This window comes from Micromonospora sp. NPDC051006, from assembly GCF_044456245.1.
GTDB lineage: Bacteria > Actinomycetota > Actinomycetes > Mycobacteriales > Micromonosporaceae > Micromonospora.
The window spans coordinates 244,181-267,747 of record NZ_JBITFP010000002.1; the positions used below are offsets into that span (position 1 = coordinate 244,181).

Below are 23,567 nucleotides of genomic sequence, written 5' to 3' on the forward strand. Positions count from 1 at the left end.
TCCCCCGGGCTGGGAGAGGGCCCCGCGGTGGCGGTCCAGCGCCGGACCGCCGGAGGAACGTCAGCTACCCACCGGGCCGCCGTCGAGACGCCAGGTGACCACGACACCGGGCTTGGCGTAGTCGCCGTCCGGCCAGGTGGACTTCGGCGACTCCACCGAGGCGCCGGTGATCTCGCCGGGGTGCTGCACCGCCACGAAGACCGAGCGGTTGTCGCCGGTGATGAACGGGCCGCAGGTCTCCGCGCCGAGCGGCACGGTCAGGAACTGCTTCAGGTGACCCCGCTCCGGGCCCTCCAGGGCGGTCGCGAAGAGGCCGTCGTTGCTGCCCAGCGCGTTGCCGTCGGTGGAGATCCAGAGGTTGCCGGTGGCGTCGAAGGCCACGTTGTCCGGGCAGGAGATCGGGGAGACCTTGGTCTTGTCGTACCCGGCGAAGTAGGTCGACGCGTCGGTCGGGTCGCCGCAGACGATCGGCAGCGACCAGGTGAACGACTCGGCGGTGTTGTCGCCGCGGTTCTCCACCAGCTCCAGGACCTGCCCGTGCTTGTTGGCGTTGCGCGGGTTCGCCTCGTCCGCCTTCGGGTTGCTGCCGACACCCCGGTTGGTGTTGTTGGTCAGCGCCACGTACACCTTGCCGGTGAGCAGGCTCGGCTCGACGTCCTCCGGTCGGTCCATCTTGGTCGCGCCGACCTTGTCACCGGCGAGCCGGGTGAAGGTGAGCACGTCCGCCGCGGTCATCCCGTCAACGTACGAGCGGTTGCCGCTGACTAGCTTGATCCAGCGACCCCGACCGTTGAAGGCGCCGTCCGAGGGGAGCTTGCCGGAGCCGTCGATCTCGCCGGCGCTGGTCTGCTCCAGCTGGGCGACGTAGAGGGTGCCGGACTCCAGCAGGGTCAGGTTGTGCTTGCGGGCGGCCCAGGAGTCGCCCTTCATGAACTTCTTGTCCGAGACGAACTTGTACAGGTAGTCGAACCGCTCGTCGTCGCCCATGTATGCGACCACGTGGCCGTCCTTGGCGACGATGACGTTCGCGCCCTCGTGCTTGAACCGGCCCAGCGCGGTGTGCTTGCGCGGGCGGGCCTCGGGGTCGAACGGGTCGATCTCGACGACCCACCCGAACCGGTGCGCCTCGTTCGGGTGCTTGGCCAGATCGAAGCGCTCGTCCGCGCGCTCCCACTTGCGGCTACCGCTCGGGTAGCGGGCGGTGGTGGTGATGCCGTAGCGCTCCAGCTTCGGCTTCAGCTCCGCCGGTACGGCGTCCGCGCCCACGAAGTACTGGTTGAAGTTCTCCTCGCCGGAGAGCACCGTGCCCCACGGGGTCACGCCGCCGGCGCAGTTGTTCAGCGTGCCGACGACCGTCCGGCCCTTCGGGTCGGCGGCGGTCTTCAGCCAGGCCGAGCCGGCCGCCGGGCCGGTCACGTCGAACTTGGTGGCCAGCGCGGTGACCCGCCGGTTGTACGGCCGGCGACCCTTCGCGACCGGCCGCCACTGGCCGGTGCCGTCGACCCGCTCCAGCTCCACCACGGACATGCCGTGCGCGGCCATCGCGATCCGCAGCTGCTCGACCGAGAGGTTGTCCAGGCCGGGGAAGGCCGGGAACATCAGGTCCTCGTTGGTGTACTCGTGGTTGACCACGAGCAGCGCCCGCTTGCCCTGCTTGTCCAGCGGCAGCACGCCGACGAAGTCGTTGTTGTAGCCGAACTGCTTGGCCTGCGCCGCGGCGGTCTGCCGGTGCACGTTGAACTCCGGCGCGCCGGGCACGACCTCGTCGCCCCACTTGATGACGACGGCGTGGTCGTAGCCGTTCGGCACCACCAGGGTGTCCAGCTTGTTCGGCGGGATCGGGTTGAACGTCAGCGCGCCGTTGCCGATGCCCTGCGGCGGGCGGCCGAAGCCGAAGGCCTCGGGCACCACCGCCGTCTCGCCGGGAGCGGCCGAGGCGGGGGCCGCGCCGGCCAGCGCGCCGGCCGCCGCGCCACCGAAGCCCAGCACCAGGGCGCCGACCGCGCCGGCCCGGACCACACCGCGCCGGGTGACCTCGGTGCTCACCACGTCGCCGAAGTAGGCGTTGTCGGAGGTGTTCGGTACCGGGTGGTCGCAGGCGTTGCCGCAGCGGTAGAGGCAGGTCATGTTGTCACGGCTGCCGTGGCGGGTGGCGCCCAACAGCGGGAGCAGCCGGGGACGGTCGCTCATGGGGAGGAGCCTCCTGATGGGGGTCGGTGGCACGCTGGACGTCCCGCCCGCGTGCGTACCTGCCGGACGCTAGGAGGGTGTGGTGAGCGATCGTCGGCGTCGATGTGAACCAGACGTGAACAGATCGCCGGCGAACGCCCGTTGACCTCCTGCTGAACCGATCGGCGTGACCGCACGTATTCCCGGGCGTACGCCCCCGTCGGACTCGCGTCGAGAGCGAGGAGACCCGCCATCAGCGACCACGACGCCCAACTGCTCCGCGCCCTGCACGACGAGCATGCCGAGGCGCTGTACGCGCACGCCCTGCGGCTGGTCAACGGCGACCGGCAGCGGGCCGAGGACCTGGTGCAGGAGACCCTGCTGCGCGCCTGGCGACACCCCGAGTCGCTCGACCCGAGCCGGGGCTCCGTCCGCGCCTGGCTCTTCACCACCGCACGCAACCTGGCCATCGACGCGTGGCGACGGCGGTCCACCCGGGTCGGCGAGGTCTACACCGACGAGCTGCCGGAGCCGCCGGAGGTGGTGGACGAGGCCGAGCGCGCGGTGGAGGCGTGGACCGTCGCCGAGGCGCTGAACCGGCTCAGCCCGACCCACCGTGAGGTGCTCGTCGAGTGCTTCTACCAGGGGCGATCGGTGGCCGAGGCGGCCTCCCGGCTGGGGGTGCCGCCGGGCACGGTCAAGTCGCGCACGCACTACGCGCTGCGCTCACTACGGTTGGTCCTGGCGGAGATGGGGGTGACCGGATGACCCGCTGCGAGTTCGCGCACGACGACGGCGCGTACGTGCTGGGTGCGCTCGCCCCCGCCGAGCGGGCCGCGTACGAGCGGCACCTCGCCGGCTGCGCCGAGTGCCGCGAGGCGGTCGCCGAGATCGCGGTGCTGCCCGGGCTGCTCGGCCGGCTCGACCCGGCCGGGTTGGAGCAGTTCCTGCCGCCCCCGTCGGGTCCCTCGCTGCCGACGCTGCTCGACGAGGCCCGGCAGCGCCGCCGTGGCGAGCGCTCGGCCGTCCGCCGCCGGTACGCGCTGACCACGCTCGTGGCGGCCGCGCTGGCCCTGCTGGTCGGCGTCGGCACGGCCGCCGTGCTGCCCCGCGAGACCGTGCCGCCGCCCGAGCAGGTGCGGATGGTCGCCATGCAGCCGGTCGCCGGGACGGTGCCGGTGCACGCCGAGATCGGCCTGACCGGCACCGACTGGGGGACCGAGGTGACCATGCACTGCGGCTACGACCAGCGCGCCGGCTACCGCAAGGCGTACACGTTCCGGCTGGTGGCGCACGGTCCGGACGGCGCGACCGAGCAGATCGGCTCGTGGCTGGCCGCGCCCGGCGACGACGTGCGGTTCAGCGGCGTCACCCGGTTCACCGACGCCGAGCTGGTCCGGTTGGAGCTGCTCCGCGCCGACGGCACCGCGGTGCTGAGCTACGACGTCCGCTGACCCGGGCGGGGGTCAGCGGGCGACGGGGACGGTGGCGGTCGCCGCGCGGCGGGCGGCGGCGGTGCTGGCGCGGGTGCGCCGGGCCTGGCGCAGCGCGTCCGCGGTGAAGATGATCAGGGCGAGCCAGACCAGCGCGAAGCCGCCCAGCCGGGCCGGCGGCATCGGCTCGTGGAAGATCAGCACGCCGCAGCCGAGCTGGAGGATCGGGGCGAGGTACTGGAGCATGCCGAGGTTGGTCAGCGGCAACCGGTTCGCAGCGCCGGCGAAGAGCAGCAGCGGGATCGCGGTGGCCGCGCCCGCCAGCACCAGCAGCGCCGTGTGCCCGGCCGAGGTGTGCCCGAAGGTGGCGTCGCCGGAGGCGGCGAGCCAACCGAGGTAGCCCAGCGCGGGGAGCGCCAGCACCGCGGACTCGACGAAGAGCCCCTCGGCGGCGGGCAGCCCGAGCCGCTTCTTCACCAGGCTGTAGCCGCCGAAGCTGACCGCCAGGGTGAGCGCCAGATAGGGCAGCCGACCGTAGTCGACGGTGAGCACGGCCACGGCCAGGCCGCCGACGGCCAGCGCCACCCACTGCGCGGGGCGCAGCCGCTCGCGCAGCACCGTCACCCCGAGCAGCACGACCACCAGCGGGTTGATGAAGTAGCCGAGCGCGGTCTCCACCACCCGGTCGGAGTTGACCCCGTAGATGTAGGTGCCCCAGTTCACCGCGATCAGCGCGGCGGCGACGCCGATGCCGGCCAGCGCCCGGGGCCGACGGGCCAGCGCCCGCAGGAAGCCGATGTTGCGCAGCGCGGCGAGCACCAGCGCGACGAAGACCACCGACCAGACGATCCGGTGGGCGAGGATCTCCAGCGGTCCGGCCGGCCGGAGCAGCTTGAGGTAGATCGGGAAGAAGCCCCAGAGCAGGTACGCGCCGAAGCCGTAGAGGTATCCCAGGCGGGTCGGGGTCACGCCTCCACCGTAAGGGGCGACTGCCCCGTTCGTTCCTTTCCAGCGGGCGGCGTGACCGGCGTCACTGGCACCGCCGCCGCGTCGCGCCGGTCCAGCTCCATCCAGCGCTCGGCAGCCACCGGGGCGAAGCCGACCTTCGCGTACACGCCGTGCGCGTCGTTCGTGGCCAGCAGGATCCGCCGTACGCCGAGCCCGTCGAGGTGGTCGCGGATCGCACCGACCAGCCAGGTGCCCAGCCCGTTGCCCCGCTCGCCCGCGTCGACGAAGACGTCGCAGAGCCAGGCGAAGGTGGCCCGGTCGGTGACCACCCGGGCGACCGCCACCTGTGCGCCGTCGCCAGGGCGGTACACGCCGTACGGGATCGAGCCGGCGAACGCACGGGCCACCGTCTCCCGGTCGCGCCCCAGCGCCCAGTACGCCTCGGTGCTGAGCCAGTGGTGCACCCGGTCCAGGTCGAGTCGGGCCGGGTCGGTGCTGAGCAGGTAGCCGTCGGCGCGGGTCAGGGAGAACACGCCTGTGACGCTAGCCCCGGGCCCCCTGCACCGCGCCGGCCAATTCCCGGACTCTGGTCACCGCCCGCACCCGCCCGCCGTGCCGCGTCGGATCAGTCGCGGTCGAGGATGGCGCCGAGGACCCAGGTCACGACGCCGACGAACAGCGCACCCAGCACGGCGGCCGGCCAGAACCCGTCCACGTGGAACGGCAGCCCGGCCTCACCGGCGATCCAACTGGTCAGCAGGAAGAGCAGTCCGTTCACCACCAGCGCGATCAGACCGAGGGTCAGCAGGTAGAAGCCGCAGCCGACGGTCTTGATGATCGGGTGGAGCACCGCGTTCACCACGCCGAAGATGGCCGCGACGAGGACCAGGGTGACGACCGCGTTGGTGGCGGAGTCGGTGTCCAGCGTGATGCCCGGGATGAGCAGGGTGGCCAACCAGAAGGCGAGCGCCGTGGTGGCCAGGCGGATCAGCAGACCCTTGAGAAAACCCATGGCGGGGATCGTGCCACGGACCGGTCACCGGCGGAACCCGTGGAGATCGACGAACCTGCGGTGATCGGCCGCCCGTCGCCGGTCGGGCGCGGAGCGTCGCGAACCCGGCCGGCGCCGGTCAGCGGCGGGACGGGCGACCGATCAGCTGCGACTCGATCGGGGTGACGGAGAGCAGCGCCCAGCGCAGCGCTCGTCGGTTGACCACCGCGACCATGTCGTCGCGGATCCGGGTCAGCCACTCGGCGGAGTCGCCGAGCCCGAGCGCGGCGCCGGCCAACGCGGCCTCGCCCGGATCGAGGGGTTGGAGCACCGCCAGGTCGGCCCGGCTCAGCGCGTCGGCGTCGGCCGGGGTCAGCTCGTCGCGTACCACCAGGGTGGAGCGCCACGGCGGGCCTGGCTCCGGATCGGCCGGCACTGGCCCCACGTCGAGGAGCACCAGCAGCGGCCGCAGCGGTGTGCCCGGCCCGCCGGGGACCGGTCGGCCGGGCGGGAGAAGCGGGATCGTGCCGCCGGGCGCGCCGACGCTCCGCACGAACGGCTCCCAGACGCGAGGGCGGGCGGTCTGCACCACCACCCGGGCGCCGGTCGCCATCGCGCGCAGGGCCACGAGCTGTGCGGCGGGCACCCCGCCGACCAGCAGCACCCGGGTGCCCTCGGGCCGGAACAGCCGGACGGTGACCGGGGCGCCGTGCCGGTTGGCGCCGAGCATCAGCCCCCCGCCGCCGGCGACGAGTTCCAGCCCGTCCACGGCCGGCACGGGCTGGGCGTACGGGCTGGCCAGCGCCAGCGGCAGCGTGCCGGCCAAGCCGGGCAGCTGCTCGCCGTCCAGCCGGCGAACCTCCGCGCCGAGGCCGGTCACCAGCTGACGCAGCGCCTCGGCGGCCAGCGACAGCTCTCCCGACGAGCCGGCGGCCAGGCGTACGGTCAGCTCGGCCGGAGCCGGCGCGGCGGCCGGATGCGGGCCGGCGCTGAGCGAGACGCTGGTGGCGGTCGCCGGCAGCGCCAGCATCCGGGTGATCAGCCGACGCCCGCCGTCACCACGCAGATCCGGCCACCGGGTCACCCGGAACGTGGTCTGGAACAGGTCGCCGGTGCGCAGCGCCGACCAGCACTCCCGCAGCGGCGCGGCGTCATGGTGGGCCAGCTCGTCGAGCGCTCGCAGCGCGGCGGCCGTACCCAGTGGACGGGCGGTGAGTGGCCCGAGCCGTCGGACGATCCGGCGCAGCGTGCCGGCGAGCGCCTGCCGCAACTCCTCCGCCGACCACCCGTCGACCCGGAGCACCCGCACGGCGAGAAGCACCCGTTCCCGCCCGGCCAGTCGCCCGTCGGTGAGCTGCCGGTACGACGTGCCGACCGTGCCACCCGCCGTCGGTACCGGTGCCGGCGCGGCGGAGAGCAGGAGCTGGATCCGGATCGGTGGCCCGTCCGGGGTGGGCGGCGGAAGCAGCGCCGAGGGGACGGGCAGCATGCGCGGGCCGCCGCCCAGCAGGTCACCCGGGTCGCCGATCTCCAGCAGCGCCGTCACGCCGACGGCGTCGTCCAGCATCGCGGCCGGACCGCCGGCCACCTCCGCCGAGCGGATCACGGCACCCGGATCGACCAGGTCGAGCAGCGCGGCCGGTCCGGCCTCCGCCGGCAGGAGCCGCCTACGGGTCAGGTAGCCGAGGGCGGTGCCGGACCATTCGAAGAGCCAACGACCGCGTAGCCGTAGCCAGGCCAGCGCGAGCAGCAGCACGGCCGCCAGCAGCGCCGCCGCCAGCGCGGGTGCGCCCCGGCCGAGGGTGGCGAGCGGCAGCGCCACCGCCACCTGCGCGGCGACGATCTGGCCGGCACGGACCCCGGCCGGTCGGCGGCCGGTCCACTGTGGCGGCAGCGCGGGCCGGGGTGCGAGCGGCCGTCCCCCGGCCGGGACCGGGTCACGCCGGACGGCCACCTCGCCCCGCCCGCCTCCCGGGCGGGGACCGCCGGTGGTCGTCGCCGTCACCGCGCCTCCCACCCGATCACTGCCCGCTACCTGGCTGCTGCACATGGTAAGCGAAGGGCCGGGGTCCGCGTTGTCCACAGGGGAGCGGACGGGGTAGCAGAAGTGCTATCAGACGGCTACCGTCAGCCACGAGTTTCGCTGACCCCGCGCCCGCCGTGCGCATCATCCCCGGGCGTGAGCGGCGTGTTCCCCGGCGGGCGCGCCGACGGCCAGCCACGCGCGACGAGACGAGGTGAGGTCCGGAGTGTCCCAGACCCAGGCGGAAGCCGCGGTGATGCAGCAGACCGCGGCGAAGTTCGAGCAGGTGGACCAGTCGCTGCAATCGATGCTGAGCAGCCTGATGACCGAGTTGGAGGTGTTGCAGCAGGCCTGGCGTGGCGCCGGCGGTCGGTCGTTCGAGCAGGTCAAGCAGCAGTGGGCGCAGGATCAGGCGGCGTTGCAGCGAGCCCTGCGGGAGACCGCCGGCGCGATCCGCACCGCCGGCCAGCAGTACGACGCCTCGGACAGCGAGGCCGCCGGCCGGGTTGCCGGCACCAACCGCGGCGGCATCCAACTGCCGCTCTAGAACGATCCGATCCAGGGGGAGGGAGATCGCAGGTGGACCACGGTGTGCTGGTCGTCAACTTCGCCGCGCTGCAACAGGCCGGCGCGGACATCCAGAAGGCGCTGAACGCACTCGAGTCGCAGCTCGGCCAGTTGGAGCGCGACGCCGCGCCGTTGGTGGCCGGCTGGAACGGCGAGGCCAAGCAGGCCTACGAGCAGCGGCAGTCGCGGTGGCGCTCGGCGTCGCAGGATCTGCAGGCCATGCTGCGCGACATCAAGCTCGCGGTGGACGACTCCGCGACCGACTATCTGGACACCGAGAAGAAGAACGTCGGTCTGTTCCAGTGAGCCCGGCGCGTGGGACGCCGCAGGGCGACCCGGTGCGGCGCTGAGCCGGATCAGTTGGTGGCGTCGGCCCGGGGACGGGCCGGCGCCACCGTCGTTCCGGCTGTTGTGCCCTGGTCGTCGGCCCGGTCGGTGAGCGCTCGACGCCCGGCCGCTGCGCCCTGGTCGAATGCTGACTTGCCGCCGTGATGGCTGACCGGCGTGCCCATGACGCCCGTGGGTCAGCGGGGGTCGGCGGGCCGCCAGCGCCGCCGGCTGCCGCGCGGCAGCACGAGGGCGAGCAGCACGGCCGTACCCGCCGCCGCCGCACCGACCGTCGCCACCGTCATTGCCCGGTCCCGGGCCGCCGCCCGCCGGGCCTGCTGGGCCAGCCGTGCCGGGTCGGCCGGCTCGTCGGCCAGGGCGGCGACGGGGCGGGTCCGGCCCGTCGCGCCGTCGGGCGTCTCGGTGACCGCCCGGTACGGGTTGAGCACGCCGGCGCCGTAACCACCGCCCCCGGCCCCCGGCGCGGGGTCGGCGGTGGCGACGATCCGTTCGGCCACCTGCGCGGCGGTCAGCTCGGGGCGGTACTGCCGGAGCAACGCCGCGGTGGCGGCGACGAACGGGGCCGCATAGCTGGTGCCCTCGGTCCGCTGGTGACCCTGCCCGGGCGCGGCGGTCAACACGTCGCTGCCGGGGGCGACCAGGTCGACGTACGGGCCGGTCTGGGAGAAGGACGCCCGGGTGCCGTCGGCGGCGATCGCCCCCACCCCCAGCACCCCGTCGTAGGCGGCCGGGTAGGGCCGGGGGTCGCCGCCCTCGTGCAGGTTTCCGGCGGCGGCCACCACCACCACGTCCCGACCCAGCGCGTAGTCGACCGCGGACCGGACGGCCGGGTTGTCCGCGTAGAGCACGACGGAGAGGTTGAGCACGTCGGCGCCGTGGTCCACCGCCCAGCGGATGCCCCGGGCGAACTCGGCGGCGCTGACCGTACGCCCCGACTCCCGGCCGTGGACCACCTGCTGCTCGCTGACCCGGACCGGCAGGATCCCGGCCCCCGGGGCCAGGCCCCGAAACGCGACGCCGGTGCGCGGCGCCGCCGCGATGATGCTCGCCACGGCGGTGCCGTGGCCGGCGCAGTCCCGGGTGCCGTCCCCACCCCGGTCCAGCAGGTCCGTGCCGTCGAGCACCCGACCGGCGAGCTGCGGATGGTCCCGGTCCACGCCGGAGTCGACGACTGCCACCGTCACTCCCGCACCGGTGGCGAGCGGCGCCAGCCGGTCCGGCGCGTACCGCTGCTGCGGCCAGGGTGTCGCGGCGACGGCCCGGACGGGGGCCAGCGGCGTCGGGCAACCCGGCGCCACTCGCAACGTGCCGGCGCTCGCCGGGGCCGGTCCTCGGGTGGCCGCGGTGGCCGGATCCCCGCCCTCGGCGACGGGCGCGCCGGTCAGCAGTGCGGCCGTCAGCGTCGCCAGGACGAGGCGCGTCATCGACCCGGACATCGACGGCCTCCGTATCGTGTCGGCTCCGGGACGGGATGCTATCGCCTCGCCGACGAGCCGGCCGACCGGCGGCGTCCTCGCCATTGTGATCTTGTTACTACCTTGTAGGTTGTAGGCGATGCCTGTGGCCTGTTCCCGGAAGGAGAGGTGGCCGTGACCGAATGGGAGCCGGCCACGGAGGCCGAGGCGGCGATGCGGGACGCGCTACGCGCCAACGACCAGGAACTCTACTTCCGCATCCTGGCCCGGACCGAGCTTCTCCTGCCGATCTCCACCCCGGCCGTCGGGCAGACCCCGGCGGGCTGGGGCACCTGGACCACCGGTGGTCGCACCCACGTGCTCGCGTTCACCTCCACCGGCGCGCTGCGGGCGTGCCTCGGAGAGAACTCCGGCGCCAGCCGCCGGGTGCCGTACCCCGAACTCGCCGCCGGCTGGCCCAATCCCGAGTGGTGGCTGGCGGTCAATCCCGGTCTGCCCGTCGAGGGCTATCTCCCGGCGTGGTTCGTCGCCCAGCTGTCCCGCGGCGACGTGCGGTTGCCCGGCCGGACCCTGGGCGCCCGGGCTCGGCTGGAGCGGGCGGAGACGTTGGCCCGGGCTCGTGCCGCCGGAGCCCAGCCGGGCCGGGACGCCCAGGCGGGGCCGTCCGCCGGCGGACCGGACGCCGGCCGGACCTCCCCGGGTGGTGCCGTGCCCGTCCCCGGCGGCGGCACCCCGGCGGCCGTCGGGTTTCCGCCCGCGCCGGCCGCCGCCGCACTGTCGCGCCGCCCGGCGGAGGTGGCGCCGGAGGCCGACGCGACCCGTCCGGGCGCGGGGCGTGCTCAGCCTGACCGGGCGCAGCCGAGCGCCGGTGGCGGAGAGCCGGGTCAGCCCGCTGGCCGGCCCGTTGCGCCGCGGTTCGCCCCGCGCGACGTGCCCCCGGACCGCCCCGGTCCCGGGTCGGCCTGGCCGTCGCCGGCGCGGCCCGGGCGGACCGCCGATTCGGGCGGACCGTCGACTGCCAACGGGCGAGCCGCCTCGGTCGGCAACGCCCGCGCCGGGGGCGAGGAGAACGAGCCCGGGTCGCGGCAGTCCTTCTTCGAACCGTCGTCCGGGCGCGGCGCGGCGTCGTACCGCGAACCGACCCGTCCCGGCGACCGGGCGGCGCCCCCATCCCGGTTCGGGCGCAGCGACCAGCCGTTTCCCCGACGCCGCCCGCTGGACGCGCCGGCGGGTGAGGAGCCGACCCGGGCCTTCTTCGCCCCCAACCGCGAGCCGACTCCGACGCCGAGGCCACCGGCGGACGATCCCCGGGCGGCCCGATCCGTACCCGGCATCGAGACGACCCAGCCGCTGCCCCGTCCGGGGCCGCCGGCCGACGAGGCCACCCGCGCGTTCAGCGTCCGCAGCCCGTCGGCCGGGCAGCCCGCCTCGACCGGCCGCCCGCCGGCCTGGGAGCGGGACGGGGAGCTGACCCAGCCGTTGTCGTATCGCCGCGCCGAGCCGGCGGAGGAGCTACCACCGTCCATCGCGGAACCGGTCTCCGGCCCGCCCGCGCCACGCCGCGGCTTCACGCCCATCGTCATCGAGGGCACGATCATCGAGTCCCGGGTGCTGTCCGATCCGCTGGACGCGCCCCCGACGCCCGGTCCGGTCCGGGCGCCGGTGCTCGGCGACAGCGACCGCCTGCAGCGCGGCACCGGATCGGCGCGCACCGCGAACGGGCGCGGCGGTGCCGCCGACGACCGATGGGCTGGCGCGGCAGCGGCCGACGCCACCGCCGACCTGTGGGGCGCAGCCCGTGCGGGAAGCCCGGGCGCCGAAGCTGCCGGCGTCGCCGGCACCGAGGCCGCCGGCGGGGGCGGGACGGGGCGCCGGGGCGAGGCCGTGGAGGCCGACCGGTGGGCCGCCCTCCGCGGCGACCACACCATCGGCGGCGATCCCGGTGCCACCGGCCCGGCCGGCACCGCACACCCTGCCGGCGAGCGCCCGGTCCCCCCGCGCACCGGCGAACACTCGGCGCGTTTCCCGAGTTCGACCGACGTCCCGTCCGGCTCCCCGGGCCCGGGTGGCGACCCGGTCGGTTTCCCTCGCCCGGGCGACGCGACGACGGGGGACGGGGCCGACCTGTGGACACCGCGAGCGGCGCCCGGTCCCGCTCGCACCGAGCCCGCCGCCCCGCCGGCTCGACCAACCGACGAAACGCCGCCGCCCGCCGAGGCGGGCGGGGTCGGCGGAGCGGTCGCGGACGAGGCCCCGGACGATCGCCTGCCCGTCGAGGAGCCGGCGTTCGACTTCCAGCCGGCGAACGCGGTCGAGGAGGACCTGCTCGGCGCGACGGGCGCCGGAAGCACCGACACCTTCCTCTCCACGCTGCTGCTGGCCCGGGTGCTGCTGCCGGTTTCGCCGGACTCGGCCCCCGGCAGCCGGCCCGGCGAGCCCGGCTTCGTGTGGCGCACCCAGGAGCTGGACGGGGAGACCTTCGTGGTCGTCTACACCTCCCCGGAACGGCTGGCGGAGCAGACCGTGGGCGAGGTGGCGACGGTACCGGTCAAGTTCGTCCAGCTGATCCGCCGCTGGCCGGAGGAGAACTGGTCGTTCGCGGTCAACCCCGGCACCCCGGTCGGCGCCAAGCTGCCCGGTGAACAGATCGTCGGGCTGGCCAACTGGGCCGCCGAGGTCGGCCTGGGCGACGACGGGTATGCCGAGGAGGCACCCGCCGCGGCCGAGCCCGCCCAGCGGCCCCGCCACACGCCGAAGGCCGTCGACCCGACCCGCCCGATCCTGATGCAGAAGGCGATCGCCGCCAGCCAGCTCGCCTACTACCTGGAACGCGGCTACGACCGCGTCTCCGGCTTCGTGCACCGGGCCAACGAGCTCGCCCACCTGACCACCCCGGCCCAGCTCTACGACGCGCTCGGCCTCGGCTACCCCGAATCACCGTTCTCCCGGGACGCCGAGGAGGTCTACGTGCTGCGCTGGCCGGCGCACCGGCCGAGCCTCTACCGGATCCCCTACGGCGGGCAGAACGAGCCCGCCATGCGGGCGATGGAGGGCTGGGTCATCGAGCGTGCCCCGTTCCGGGGCAACGGGTTCGCCCCCGGCGAGAGCAGCGACGTGGTGGCGGAGTTCAAGGTGGACAGTGCCCGGCTGCCGCACGGTGCCCAGCTGTGGCGGATCGGTGCGGACGGCACCGAGCGGGTGGTCGCGACCCTGGACACCGACACCCTGCTCTGGCGGGAGGTCGGTGCGGCGTGACTCGCGACGGCTTCGTGGCCCGCTGGCGCGGCCGGGAATACCAGGCCAGCCCGGACGGCGACGACATCCGCCTCTACCAGCCGGAACCCGCCGAGGGCTTCGAGGAGGTCCGGCCGGGGCGGTACGTGCGGGTGCTGCCGGCGGTCGAGGTCGAGGATCTGGTGTACGTGCGCACCACCTGCACCTGGCAGGGGCAACCGTTCATCGTGCTCGGCGAACACGACGGCTGGCTGCGGGTGGAGTACACCGGTGGCCGCTGGCCGGTGGCGCAGGCGATGCGGCTGGAGGTGTTCGACTTCGGCGTCTACCAGGGTTGGGCGCCCGCCGCCGAGGTCACCGACCTGCGTGAGCAGCGGCTTTAGCGGACGACCCGGCCCGGCCGGTCAGGACTTCGTCCAGCGCAGCACCTCGCCGAGCACCACCTCGGGCGCCTCGACGTGCGGGAAGTGCCCCACCCCGTCGAGCAGCCGCCACTCGTACGGGGCGACGACGTAACGCCCGGAGCCCTGGGCGGTACGCGGCAGCGAGGCGAGGTCGACGGCGCCGTGCAGTTGCAGGGTCGGCGTGATCAGCGGCTTCTGCATCAGCCGGACGAAGCGGTAGCCGTGCAGCCGCAGCACCGAGCGGAACGCCCACCGGTAGCCTTCCAGCGCGCAGAACGCCGCCTGCGGGATCCGCATCGCCTCCCGGCAGCGCTGGGCGTACGCCGCGAAGTCCGGCCCGGCCACCCAGTCCGGCCCGCCCCAGCGGCGCAGGTACTCCTCGACGGCCGCCGCGCCGTCCCGGGTCAGCACGTGTTCGTAGCGGGGCAGCTGGAACTTCAACGTCGGCGTGGCGGCGGCGAACTGTCCGCGCGGGTCGGCGAAGATCGCCGCGCGCAACCGCAGCGGGTGCGGCGCGCCGAGCACCACCAGCCGGCGGACCAGGGCCGGGTGGAACGAGGCGACCGTCCAGGCGACCATTCCGCCGGCTCCGGAGCCGACCAGGGTGGCCGAGCGCTCGCCGAGGGCACGGATCAGCCCGGCGATGTCGGCGGCGAGCGTGTAGCCGTCGTACCCCCGGGGTGGCTTGTCGCTCGCGCCGTAACCGCGCAGGTCGACGGCGACCGCCCGGTAGCCGGCGTCGGCGACGGCGGGCAGCAGCTCGTGCCACGCCCACCAGTGCTCCGGGAAGCCGTGCAGGAAGAGCACCATCGGCCCGGCGCCGGCTTCGACCACGTGGAACCGGCTGCCGTTCGCCCCGACGAACCGGTGCGTCCAGGGCCCCTCGGTGAGGACGCAGGACTCGTCGACGGCTCCGCCGTGCTGGTCGGTCATGGTCCCAGCCTAGGACCCGGCACCTTGAGCCGGTGCGGGCCGTCAGGCGAGGGGCCGCGCGGGGCGACGGGATCCGGGCCGGAGGTGGCACGCCGGCCGCGTGAACGCGGTGCGGGAGCCCCGGGCGGTCAGTCCGACACGATGCTCATCGGGATGCCGGGGCCGCAGGCGATACGGGCCAGGGTGGGGGTGAGCCGGAGCGTGACGAAGCTGCCTTGGCGCAGCTCACCGGCGTTCGGGCCGTGCAGCGCGTACTCGGTGCCGTCCTCGGCCACCAGGCCGTAGCAGGGACCCCGCCCGCCGCGGGTGATGTGCCCGCTGACCAGGCCGGCGGGCCGCAGGTCGGTGGGCGGGCTCGGCTTGACGGCCGGCGGACGCAGGGTGGGCAGCTCGGTGGCGGACATCGGCGGCCGTGCCGGCGAACCGGTCGACTCCGGCGTCGGCGGGCTGGTCGGGTCGGGCGTCGGACCGGTGGCCTGCTCCGGAGTCGGCGTGGCGCTTGCACTCGCGGTGGGGGAGGTGGCCGGCGCGGCGGTCGACCCCGCGTCGTCGGACCGGGCACAGGCGGTCAGCGCCAGCACCGGCAGGAGGACGAGGACACCCCGGGGAGACATCAGCACGTCCCTTCGACGCCGCGCCCGTCGCCCCAGTTCCGAACCGGCCGGCAGAACTTGCTGCGGCGCGGGAACGACAACGGCGCCCGGGAAAACCCGGGCGCCGCCGTCGTCACCGTTGACGAATCAGGAAATGCGGATCTTCATCGAGGTGCCGTCCTGCTCCAGGACCTTCACCTTGACACCGGCTGCGGGGAGCTTGACGCCGTGGTTCGGCAGCTCCTCGTAGAAGTACTTCTTGGTGTCGTCGAAGAGCGGCTGCGCGTCCTGGCCGCGGATGTACTGCGGCTGGCTGTTCAGGTGCAGGGTGAACGAGTCGGCCTTGTTCAGGCTGAACGGGGCGTCGTAGACCTGGATCCGGGCCCGCCACGGCGCGCCGGTCAGGTTGTAGATCGGGCGCGGGTGCGCGTCGATGTACAGGTTACGACCCTCGCCCGGGTGGGCACCCGTGTCGTTGTCCGCCCAGCGGGTGTTCCAGTACGAGATGAGCAGGCCCTCCTGGTACGCGTAGTGGTCCACCCAGTCCGGGCGGGTGTTCGCGTAGCCGAAGAAGTACGGCCCGGTCTTCAGGTACTTGTCGTACGAGACGTACGACCGGTTGCCCGCGATGTAGAAGTTGGGGAACGTGTCGGTGTAGGTCGCGCCGACGATTTCCCACTCTTTCAGCGCCCAGCCCGCGTCGGTCTCGGCGCCGTCGCTGAACACCGTCTGGCCGTCGGCGGTCACGGTGATCGCGTCACCGAAGAAGCCACCCTCGGAGACGCCCCCGTCGGTGACGTAGTGCAGGCGGACCTGCGCCACCTTGCCGGCGAGCGAGTTCAGCGGGATGTTGATGTCGGCCCAGGCACCGTTGCTGCTGCCGTCGAGAGCCGGCCGGTCGGCGCCGTCGACGCCGATCGGCTGGCCGTTGACGGTGCCGTCCAGGTCGGTCCAGGTCTGCCCACCGTCGGTCGACGCCTCGAAGTAGAGGTAGTCGTACCCCTCCTCGATGGCGTACTTGCCCTTCAGTGACAGTGCCGCGGACGACTTGCCGGTGAGGTCGAAGGTCCTCGTCATCGTGCCGTTGAGGTCGTCCCTGTTGCCAGAGAAGTACTGCTTCGCGCCCGCGAACGGCGCGCCGTAGTTGAAGGTGTACTCCCGCTCGGGTAGCACCACCACGACGGCCTGCGCGTCCTTCGAGTTGTACTCCTGCGGGCCCAGGTCGATGGTTCGCTTCTGGCCCGCGACGACCACCTCGTAGTCGAGCCAGCCGAGCTGGAGCTTGTTCCACGCGCCCAGGTCGCCACCGCGGTCACCGATGCCGACGTCGTTCTTGGCGCCGAGCCGGCTCTGGGCCATCAGGGTCCAGTGCTCGTTGTTGTTGTCGGTCGAGCCGTAGTCGTCCGGCAGGCCGAGGTCGTGACCGTACTCGTGGTAGAAGACGCTCCGGCCACCGTTCTCCGGCTGGATGGTGTAGTCGCGGATCCAGAGACCGGTGTTGCCGATCTGCGTGCCGCCGATCGGGAAGTTCGGCGGGCCGACCGGCGAGCTGTTGAAGGCCGACCAGCGGTGACTCCAGATGGCGTCCTCGCCCTGGTGCGGGTCACCGTCGGCCTGGTCGCCGCCGGAGTGGACGATCTGGAAGTGGTCGATGTAGCCGTCCGGCTCGTTGAAGTCGGCGTCGCCGTCGTAGTCGAACCGGTCCCACGTGTCGTACGACCGCAGATCCTCGGCGATCTGCGCCTCGGTACGGCCCTTGGCCTTCTGGTCGTTGTACCAGACGGTGACGGCGTCGCGGATCAACGCCCAGGTGTTCGAGCAGACGTTGTCGGGGCACACGGCCAGGTCGTCCTGCGGGTCCGGCGCCTGACCCGGCTCCGGGTCCGGGATCGGGTCGTCGGAGCGACCGTAGCGGGCCTCGTTGTACGGCACCTTGACCCAGTCGCTGACCATGCCGTCGACGGTGTAGCGACCCGAGGACTGGGCCTCGTAGTACTGCTTCAGCGACTCGTCACCCGGCTTGGTGCCGAAGTAGAGCTGGCGGAAGTGCTCCGGGCTGAAGTCCGGCTGCCAGATGGTGGAGTTGTCCACCGCCCGGTTGGGCTCCGGGATCTGGTTGTGCAGCGGCCCCTCGAAGGTGGTCGGCCCGGCGATGTCCGGGTTCATGTCCTTGTCCGGGTAGGACGGGTGCCGCTGGTCGCCGAACTCCGCCAGGATCACGAAGATCTTGTCGGTCCGTTCGCGCTTCAGCTCGACGTACTGGTGGCGGGTTTCCTGGCCGCCAGCGCGATTACGGGCGTTCGTCGCGGTGGTCGCCTTTCCGACCTCGCCGACCTTGACGACCGTGCTCCCGTTGACCTCCATGGGCTTGCTGCGCCCGGTCAGGACGTCGCTGAGGCCCTCCTGACGGAGCGCGCGACGCTTCTCCTCGAGCTTGTCGGGGAGTTCGTCCTTCAGTGCCTGCGGCTCCGCTGCGGTAGGAGCGGCTGCCGGCAGTTTGGGCTGGGGCGCCGCCGAGGCGGACGGGCCGAAAGCCAGGCCTGTCGCCGTCAGTGAGAGCCCGAGCAGACCCACTGCGACTCTGCGCACGTGGTACCTCCGGTGTGAGGGAACCGGCCCTACGGGGGTACGGACCGGTGAAGATCGATCCCACAGGTGGGACCAATGGTGAACATAGACACTGGCGGGACAGGTGGGAAGATGGATGCGTCGATTTGTTGCAAGATTTTGTTTGCTCTGTCGTCAGCCGTCACACCCCGAGCGCTCCATCAACGTTCGTGAGCAGGGCCGGGCCCTAACGCGCGCACGTGCAGCGGTGCATTTCGATCAAATGGTTCGAGGACCGAAAAAGTGGGGCCGGCGGCGTCTCCGCCACCGGCCCCACGATTGATCGATGGATCAGTTGGTGACCTTCACGACCATGTCGTCGGTCGGGTTGGTGCCCTGCTTGAGGATCTCGATCCGGGTGCCGGTGCCGGCCACCTTCACCGAGTTCTGCTCGTTGTTGGCGGCCCAGTACTGGCCCGCCTTGGTGTCGTCGAACACCGCGTTCGGCTTCAGCTGCGGCACGGTGATCGCCACCCCGTTGAGGCGGAACGTCTGCGCCGGCTTGGTGTAGAGGCTGAACGTGCCGTCGTAGCCGTTGCGCCGGTTGGTGATGGTGCCCTGACCCTTCACCTTGATCGCCTCCGGGCGGACGTCAACCGGCAGGTTGAGGCCGTAGCCCGGGTGCGCCGAGGTGTTGTTGTCGCCGTACGCGTAGTTCACGTACCAGACCAGCATGCCGGGCTGGTTCGAGAACCGGTCCACGAAGTCCGGCCGGGTGGTGCCGTAGCCGAAGTTGTAACCGCCGGTCCGCAGCGCGTCGTCGTATCCGAAGTAGGTTCGGTTCTCGGCGATGTAGAAGCGGGGGTAGACGTCGGTGACCGAGCCACCCATCCGGGTGAAGCCCTTGGCGGTCCACTCGGCGGCGAGGGTCTCGGCGTCGTCGGTCCACGCGACGGTGCCGTTCCTGGTCAGCGCGATGTTGTCCAGGAACGCGCCGGCGAAGTGCACGCCGCCGTCGGTCGCGTAGCGGTAGCGGAACTGTACGGTCTGCCCGGCGTACGCGGACAGGTCGTAGGTCAGGTCCACCCAGTTGCCGCTGCTGGAGCCGTCGATCCCGGTCTCACCGGCGTCGACCAGCGAGTTGGTGAGCGAGGTCCAACTGGTGCCACCGTTGGTGGACACCTCGGCGTAGAGGTAGTCGAAGTCCTCTTCGATGTCGTACTGAGCCTTGGCCGTGATCGACGCGGTGGTCGCCCCGGTCAGGTCCAGCGTGCGGGTCAGCGAGTTCTTCAGGTCGTCCGCGCTGCCGCTCCACCACTCGTACGAGCCCGCGAACGGGGTGTTGTACGCGGTGGTCTGGGTCTGCGACGGCAGGTTGACCACGACCGCCTGGGCCTTCGGCCCGTCGCTGTCACCGGCCGGGCCGAGCGTCACCTGGGTGGTGCCGCTGTCGCCCTCGACCACGCTGTGGTTCAGCCAGCCGAGGAAGAGCTTCGACCACGGGTCCATGTAGCCCGGGGTCGACCCGATGTCGTCGGTGCCGTGGCTCAGCCACGAACCCGAGGACATCAGGCTCCAGAAGCCCACGCCGTTGTCGCCGCCGGCGGTGTCGTACAGGTCCGGCAGGCCGAGGTCGTGCCCGTACTCGTGGGCGAACACGCCCAGGCCGCCGTTCTCCGGCTCCGTGGTGTAGTCCCGGATCCAGAGGCCGGTGTCGCCGATCTGCACACCGCCCGAGAGGTTGCCGGCCGGGCCGGCGACGCCCTCCAGGTTGGTGAAGGCGCCCCAGCGGTGCGACCAGATGGCGTCCTCGCCCTGGGCGCCGCCGCCGGCCTCCTCGCCCTCGCCCGCGTGCACCGCCTGGAAGTGGTCGATGTAGCCGTCGGGCTCGTTGAAGTCGCCGTCACCGTCGAAGTCGTACCGGTCCCACTGGTCGAACTGGGCCAGGTACTCCTTGATCTGGGTGGGGGTCTTGCCGGCGGCGACCTGGGAGTCGTACCAGGACGTGGCGCTGTCCTTGATGAAGTTCCAGGAGCCGTCGGCCTCGGAGATGGCGTTGCTGCCGTACCGCGCCTCGTTGTACGGCACGGTGACCCAGTCGCTCACGTCACCGCCGACGGTGTACCGGCCGCCGGACTGCTTCAGGTAGAAGTCCCGCATCGACTCGCCGTCACCGTAGAACATGTCCAGGTAGTGCTCACGGTGGAAGTCGGGCCGCCACAGGGTGCTGTTGTCGTCGGTGGCGTTGCCGTCCCAGTTCCGGTCCGGCTCGGCGATCTGGTTGACCACGGGGCCGGGGGTTCCGCCGGTACGCGGGTCGGTCTTGTCCCCGAAGTTGACCAGCATGGTGAAGATCGGGTCGACCTTCGGGGCCTGCTGGTACTCGACGAACAGGTCGTCCTTGACCTGGATGACGTTCGAGCCGTTGCGCTTCTGCAGCTTGGCCTTGCCGGTGAGCAGGTCGGCGATGGCCTGCTTGCGGAGCTCCCGGTGCTGGTCCGCCTTCGGGTCAGGCAGGTTGTCGCGACCGTGCTTCGCCTTGTCGGATCCGGGGGTCGGGCCTGCCGCCGGGGCGCCGGAGGCCGGCGTCGCCACGACTCCCGCCGCCAGCAGCGCGGCCGTGGCGGTGGCCAGACCGGCTGTGACTCGTCTCCTCAAAGGTCTCCTCCTTTGTGGATCTGTTACATGACATGCGTTGGCGGGGCCATCACTGTCATGAGATGCGTCACTCACCCTGACAGAGGGCTGAACGAATGTCACGAGTCAATTGTTCGCCGGCGCTCGACCTTCTGGGATGTTTTAGCGCGACAAGTCAGTCCAAACGGGCCGTAGCCTTAGGCAACTGTTCACGTTACGTTTCGATCACGATCACGGTAAGTAGCGGGAATTATGAGGTCCCCCAAGGGGAGCGCCGGCGTCGCGGAGAACGTCACATTCGCGGGCTCAACCGGCTCGGGCGACGTTGGGCGCGGGGCGACCGGCCCGGACGGCGGACGGCCCGCCCGAAGCGAAATGCTTCGGACGGGCCGCCCGTTGACCACCCGTCGCCAGGACGGGTACGCGGTCAGTTCCTCGCCGGCGTCACGTAGATCGTCGCGGACGAGTTGTCCCGCTTCGCCTTCTTGATCGTGAGCGAGACCCCGAAGTTGACGCCCTGGTCACCGGGGTTTCCGGTGCCCAGCACGATCACGCCACCGCCCAGGGTCACCCCGTAGAACTCCGGCGCGGGCGTGCCGTCCGGGTTGGTGACCCGGGTGGTGTACGGCGCGTTGTTCCGCGACGGCAGCACCACCGAGGCGTCGCTGTCCCGGGCGTACGCCGCGCCGTCCCGCATCTCGATGCCCGGGTACCAGCCCTTGGCGTCCGTGAACGCCTTCACCGGGGGCTGCGAGCGGAACTTGGTGCAGTACGCGCTGTACGGCTCACCCGCCGCCTCCAGGCACTCCGTGAAGGGGTACGTCGAGTTCAGCGAGAACGCCGCGTTCGACGACTGCGGGCGGCTGGGCAGGTTGTCCGTCACCGACGGGTCCTTCACCGCGGCCTGGCCGGTCCGCCGGTACGGGTCGAAGTGCGAGTCGACGATGAGCAACCCGCCCTTCGCGCCGTAGCTCGGCAGCGCGGTGAGCTGCCCGGTGACGTGGTTGACGTCGCCGAGCGCGGTGTCCCGGTACCAGACCAGCATGCCCGGGGCGTTGTACGCGATCCGGTCGACCTTCCACGCGTCGCGCGAGTAGATCGTGTCGTAGGCGTACTTCAGACCCTTGTCGAAGCCGTCGAAGTTGCGCCACTCGGCCAGGTAGTAGTGCGCCTGCGTCATGGTGCCGCTGTCGATGTTCCAGCCGCCACCGGTGGTGTCGACCCAGGTGCCGCCGGTGGCCGTCCAGCCGTTGGCGCCGCCCTCGACGTCGTCGGTCCAGGTGGTGGCCCCGCCGCCGGTGACCGAGAAGTCGTCGGCGAACCAGCCCCGCTCGACGAACGCCTCGTCGGTGGCCTGGCGCAGCCGCAGCTGGATCGTCGTCCCGGCGTACGCCGACAGGTCGACGTAGTCGTGCCGCCAGCCGTCGGTGCTACCGGTCAGGCCGTACTTCTTGCCGCCGAAGTCGTTCATCCGGCCGTTCGGGTCCGGGTAGTTGTCCGGCGTGGTGACCACGTTGCCGGCCTCGTCGTAGACCTTCTGCTCGGCCCAGGTGGTGCCACCGTCGGTCGACACCTCGACGAAGCCGTAGTCCCAGTCGGCCTCGATGACGTAGTTGTTCCACATCCAGAACTTGGCATCCGCCGCCGCGGGCACCGCCACCGAGCGGCTCAGCTTGACGTCGGCCCAGTCCTGGTCGTTGCCGCTGTGCCACATGTTCGCGCCGCTGTGCGGCGTGGCCAGCGTGATCACCTTGTCCGGCAGGTCGACCTTGATGCCGTCCTCGGTGCGGACCGGGGTGCGTGAGGTCTGCCCCAGCTCCACCGTCCGCGGCTGGGAACCGGGGGCCACGGTGAGCGGGTCGGCCCAGCCGAGCACCCACTTGTCCCAGATACCCATGTGGGTCGGCAGCGCCTGGAAGATCTCACCCGAGTGCGAGCCCGAGGCCATCAGGTCCCAGAAGTCCACGTCGGAGTCGGCGTTGCCGGAGGTGTCGTAGAGGTCCGGCAGACCGAGGTCGTGACCGAACTCGTGGGCGAAGACGCCGACGCCGGCGTCCTCCGGCTGCACGATGTAGTTCGACACCTGGAGGTTGGTGCCCGGGATGGCGAAGCCGCCCGGAACCGAGGAGGAGTGCGCCCAGACCGCGTAGACGCCCTGTGCGCCGCCGCCGCTGGACTTGCCCTTGCCGGCGTGCACCAGCACCAGGTGGTCGATCACACCGTCCGGCTCGAAGAAGTTGCCGTCGCCGTCCCGGTCGCCCTGGTCCTCGATGTCGTAGTCGGCCCACGGGAAGTTCGGGTTCGTCGCGGCCAGCGTGGTGATCGCGTCGGTCGCCAGGCGGCCGGCACCGGCCGGGTTGTCCGGGTGGCCGTTCATCGACTGCTGACGGCCGGCGACCCAGTTGCCGTTCTCGTCCTGGAAGCAGCGGTTCGCCGCGTACCAGGCCTCCGAGTGCGGCACCGTGATCCACGGGCTGGCCTGCCCGTCCACGGTGTACGCGCCCTTGGACATCTCCAGGTACATGTTGTGCATGGTGCGGCCGGACAGGTCGATGCCGCGCTTGCCGTCCGGACCCTTCAGGTCCTTGCGCACCCGCTCGGTGATGCCCGTCTTGGTGTAGAGCATCTTGTCGTAGTGGTTGGGCGAGAAGTTCGGCACCCACATCGAGTTGTTGTCCTCGTACCCCAGGTTGGCGGGGTTCGGGATGTTGTTGTGCTTCGGCCCGTTCTGCACCGTGCCCGGCACGCAGGTGCGGTCCTCGAACACCGTCCTCGGCACCATGACGTCGGTGAAGTCGTCGTTGGCCTGGTCGTTGAACTCCACCAGCAGGGTCAGCAGCTTCGCCGTCTGGGTGCTGGGGGCCTGCTTGATCTTCCGCGGGTTCTGCTTGGTCCGGATCGACTTGGCCTCGATCTTGGCCAGCTCCCGGGCGGTCACCGGGTTGCCACGCGCGTACTTGCGGTCGAACGCCCGCGCCTCGTCGGGCGGCGTGGTATAGACGCCGTCCTTGCCCTTGACCTCGCGGCCGCCGGTATCCGGCTGCACCTCGGGCTCGGCGTAGTTGATGTAGTGCTCATCGGCCCCGATGACCGCGCGCGGGGCCGCGGTCGTCTGGGCCGCGGCGCTGCCGGTCACGGTCAGTGACGTGGCCGCGAGAGCAACGGCGGGCAGCGCGACGAGTAGGCGCCGGCGTGCCCCGGACTGGGGTTTTTTGTTCATGCCACTCCATTTCTCGGGCATGGCAAAGGAGGACGTCGGCCGACCGATCGAGAGAGTGATGCCCGTCGAACCGGCTCGACGTGCGTGAACCTAAATCAGAACCGA

Annotated in this window: 18 protein-coding genes; 6 read left to right on the top strand and 12 right to left on the bottom strand. The window is 72.2% G+C overall.

Annotated elements, in window-relative coordinates:
* Positions 1-60: 60 nt before the first annotated feature.
* Entirely contained in the window at positions 61-2,190 is a 2,130-nt protein-coding gene (locus tag ACIBBA_RS04855) for a PhoX family protein (protein ID WP_396693825.1), read from the bottom strand.
* A gap of 252 nt (positions 2,191-2,442) precedes the next feature.
* Here ACIBBA_RS04855 and ACIBBA_RS04860 point away from each other — a divergent pair, with 252 nt between their 5' ends.
* The gene (locus ACIBBA_RS04860; RefSeq protein WP_350868814.1) at positions 2,443-2,937 is read left to right on the top strand and encodes a sigma-70 family RNA polymerase sigma factor; all 495 of its coding nucleotides are present in this window, start codon (positions 2,443-2,445) and stop codon (positions 2,935-2,937) included.
* Entirely contained in the window at positions 2,934-3,623 is a 690-nt protein-coding gene (locus ACIBBA_RS04865) for an anti-sigma factor family protein (protein WP_396693827.1), read from the top strand. The genes ACIBBA_RS04860 and ACIBBA_RS04865 overlap by 4 nt, the downstream gene beginning before the upstream one ends.
* Positions 3,624-3,635: 12 nt before the next feature.
* Here the strand turns inward: ACIBBA_RS04865 and rarD are convergent, their stop codons facing one another.
* From rarD to eccE, 4 genes are all read right to left on the bottom strand, one after another.
* Positions 3,636-4,571, bottom strand: a complete 936-nt coding sequence (rarD, locus tag ACIBBA_RS04870) for an EamA family transporter RarD (RefSeq protein WP_396693829.1) — start codon at positions 4,569-4,571, stop codon at positions 3,636-3,638.
* The gene (locus ACIBBA_RS04875; protein WP_396693831.1) at positions 4,568-5,083 is read right to left on the bottom strand and encodes a GNAT family N-acetyltransferase; all 516 of its coding nucleotides are present in this window, start codon (positions 5,081-5,083) and stop codon (positions 4,568-4,570) included. Before ACIBBA_RS04875 ends, rarD begins: the two co-directional genes overlap by 4 nt.
* A 92-nt stretch (positions 5,084-5,175) precedes the next feature.
* Positions 5,176-5,562: a phage holin family protein gene (locus tag ACIBBA_RS04880; RefSeq protein ID WP_396693833.1), complete on the bottom strand. Its 387-nt coding sequence runs from the start codon at positions 5,560-5,562 to the stop codon at positions 5,176-5,178.
* A 118-nt stretch (positions 5,563-5,680) separates the two neighbouring features.
* Positions 5,681-7,591 carry a type VII secretion protein EccE gene (gene eccE / locus ACIBBA_RS04885; RefSeq protein WP_396693835.1) on the bottom strand — a complete coding sequence of 637 codons (1,911 nt, stop codon included), beginning with the start codon at positions 7,589-7,591 and terminating at the stop codon, positions 5,681-5,683.
* Between the two features lie 199 nt (positions 7,592-7,790).
* On the opposite strand from eccE, the gene ACIBBA_RS04890 reads away from it, so the two are divergent.
* Complete coding sequence (locus tag ACIBBA_RS04890) at positions 7,791-8,111, top strand: WXG100 family type VII secretion target (RefSeq protein ID WP_396693837.1); 321 nt, start codon at positions 7,791-7,793, stop codon at positions 8,109-8,111.
* Between the two features lie 32 nt (positions 8,112-8,143).
* Entirely contained in the window at positions 8,144-8,437 is a 294-nt protein-coding gene (locus ACIBBA_RS04895; protein WP_357047300.1) for a WXG100 family type VII secretion target, read from the top strand.
* A gap of 50 nt (positions 8,438-8,487) precedes the next feature.
* On the opposite strand, the gene ACIBBA_RS04900 is transcribed toward ACIBBA_RS04895, so the two are convergent.
* Complete coding sequence (locus ACIBBA_RS04900) at positions 8,488-8,643, bottom strand: hypothetical protein (RefSeq protein ID WP_396693840.1); 156 nt, start codon at positions 8,641-8,643, stop codon at positions 8,488-8,490.
* 12 nt (positions 8,644-8,655) lie between these two features.
* The gene (gene mycP, locus ACIBBA_RS04905; protein WP_396693842.1) at positions 8,656-9,915 is read right to left on the bottom strand and encodes a type VII secretion-associated serine protease mycosin; all 1,260 of its coding nucleotides are present in this window, start codon (positions 9,913-9,915) and stop codon (positions 8,656-8,658) included.
* A 153-nt stretch (positions 9,916-10,068) separates the two neighbouring features.
* Here mycP and ACIBBA_RS04910 point away from each other — a divergent pair, with 153 nt between their 5' ends.
* The gene (locus tag ACIBBA_RS04910; protein WP_396693844.1) at positions 10,069-13,149 is read left to right on the top strand and encodes an SseB family protein; all 3,081 of its coding nucleotides are present in this window, start codon (positions 10,069-10,071) and stop codon (positions 13,147-13,149) included.
* Positions 13,146-13,511, top strand: coding sequence for a hypothetical protein (locus tag ACIBBA_RS04915; protein ID WP_396693846.1), 366 nt, complete (start codon positions 13,146-13,148; stop codon positions 13,509-13,511). The genes ACIBBA_RS04910 and ACIBBA_RS04915 overlap by 4 nt, the downstream gene beginning before the upstream one ends.
* A 21-nt stretch (positions 13,512-13,532) precedes the next feature.
* On the opposite strand, the gene ACIBBA_RS04920 is transcribed toward ACIBBA_RS04915, so the two are convergent.
* The 5 genes from ACIBBA_RS04920 to ACIBBA_RS04940 form a co-directional block, all read right to left on the bottom strand.
* The gene (locus ACIBBA_RS04920; RefSeq protein WP_396693848.1) at positions 13,533-14,465 is read right to left on the bottom strand and encodes an alpha/beta fold hydrolase; all 933 of its coding nucleotides are present in this window, start codon (positions 14,463-14,465) and stop codon (positions 13,533-13,535) included.
* Positions 14,466-14,593: 128 nt separating this feature from the next.
* Positions 14,594-15,079, bottom strand: coding sequence for a hypothetical protein (locus ACIBBA_RS04925; protein WP_396693850.1), 486 nt, complete (start codon positions 15,077-15,079; stop codon positions 14,594-14,596).
* 126 nt (positions 15,080-15,205) lie between these two features.
* Complete coding sequence (locus ACIBBA_RS04930; RefSeq protein ID WP_396694316.1) at positions 15,206-17,632, bottom strand: immune inhibitor A domain-containing protein; 2,427 nt, start codon at positions 17,630-17,632, stop codon at positions 15,206-15,208.
* 324 nt (positions 17,633-17,956) lie between these two features.
* Positions 17,957-20,263, bottom strand: coding sequence for an immune inhibitor A domain-containing protein (locus ACIBBA_RS04935; protein WP_396693852.1), 2,307 nt, complete (start codon positions 20,261-20,263; stop codon positions 17,957-17,959).
* 406 nt (positions 20,264-20,669) lie between these two features.
* Entirely contained in the window at positions 20,670-23,462 is a 2,793-nt protein-coding gene (locus ACIBBA_RS04940) for an immune inhibitor A domain-containing protein (protein WP_396693855.1), read from the bottom strand.
* Between the last annotated feature and the right edge of the window lie 105 nt (positions 23,463-23,567).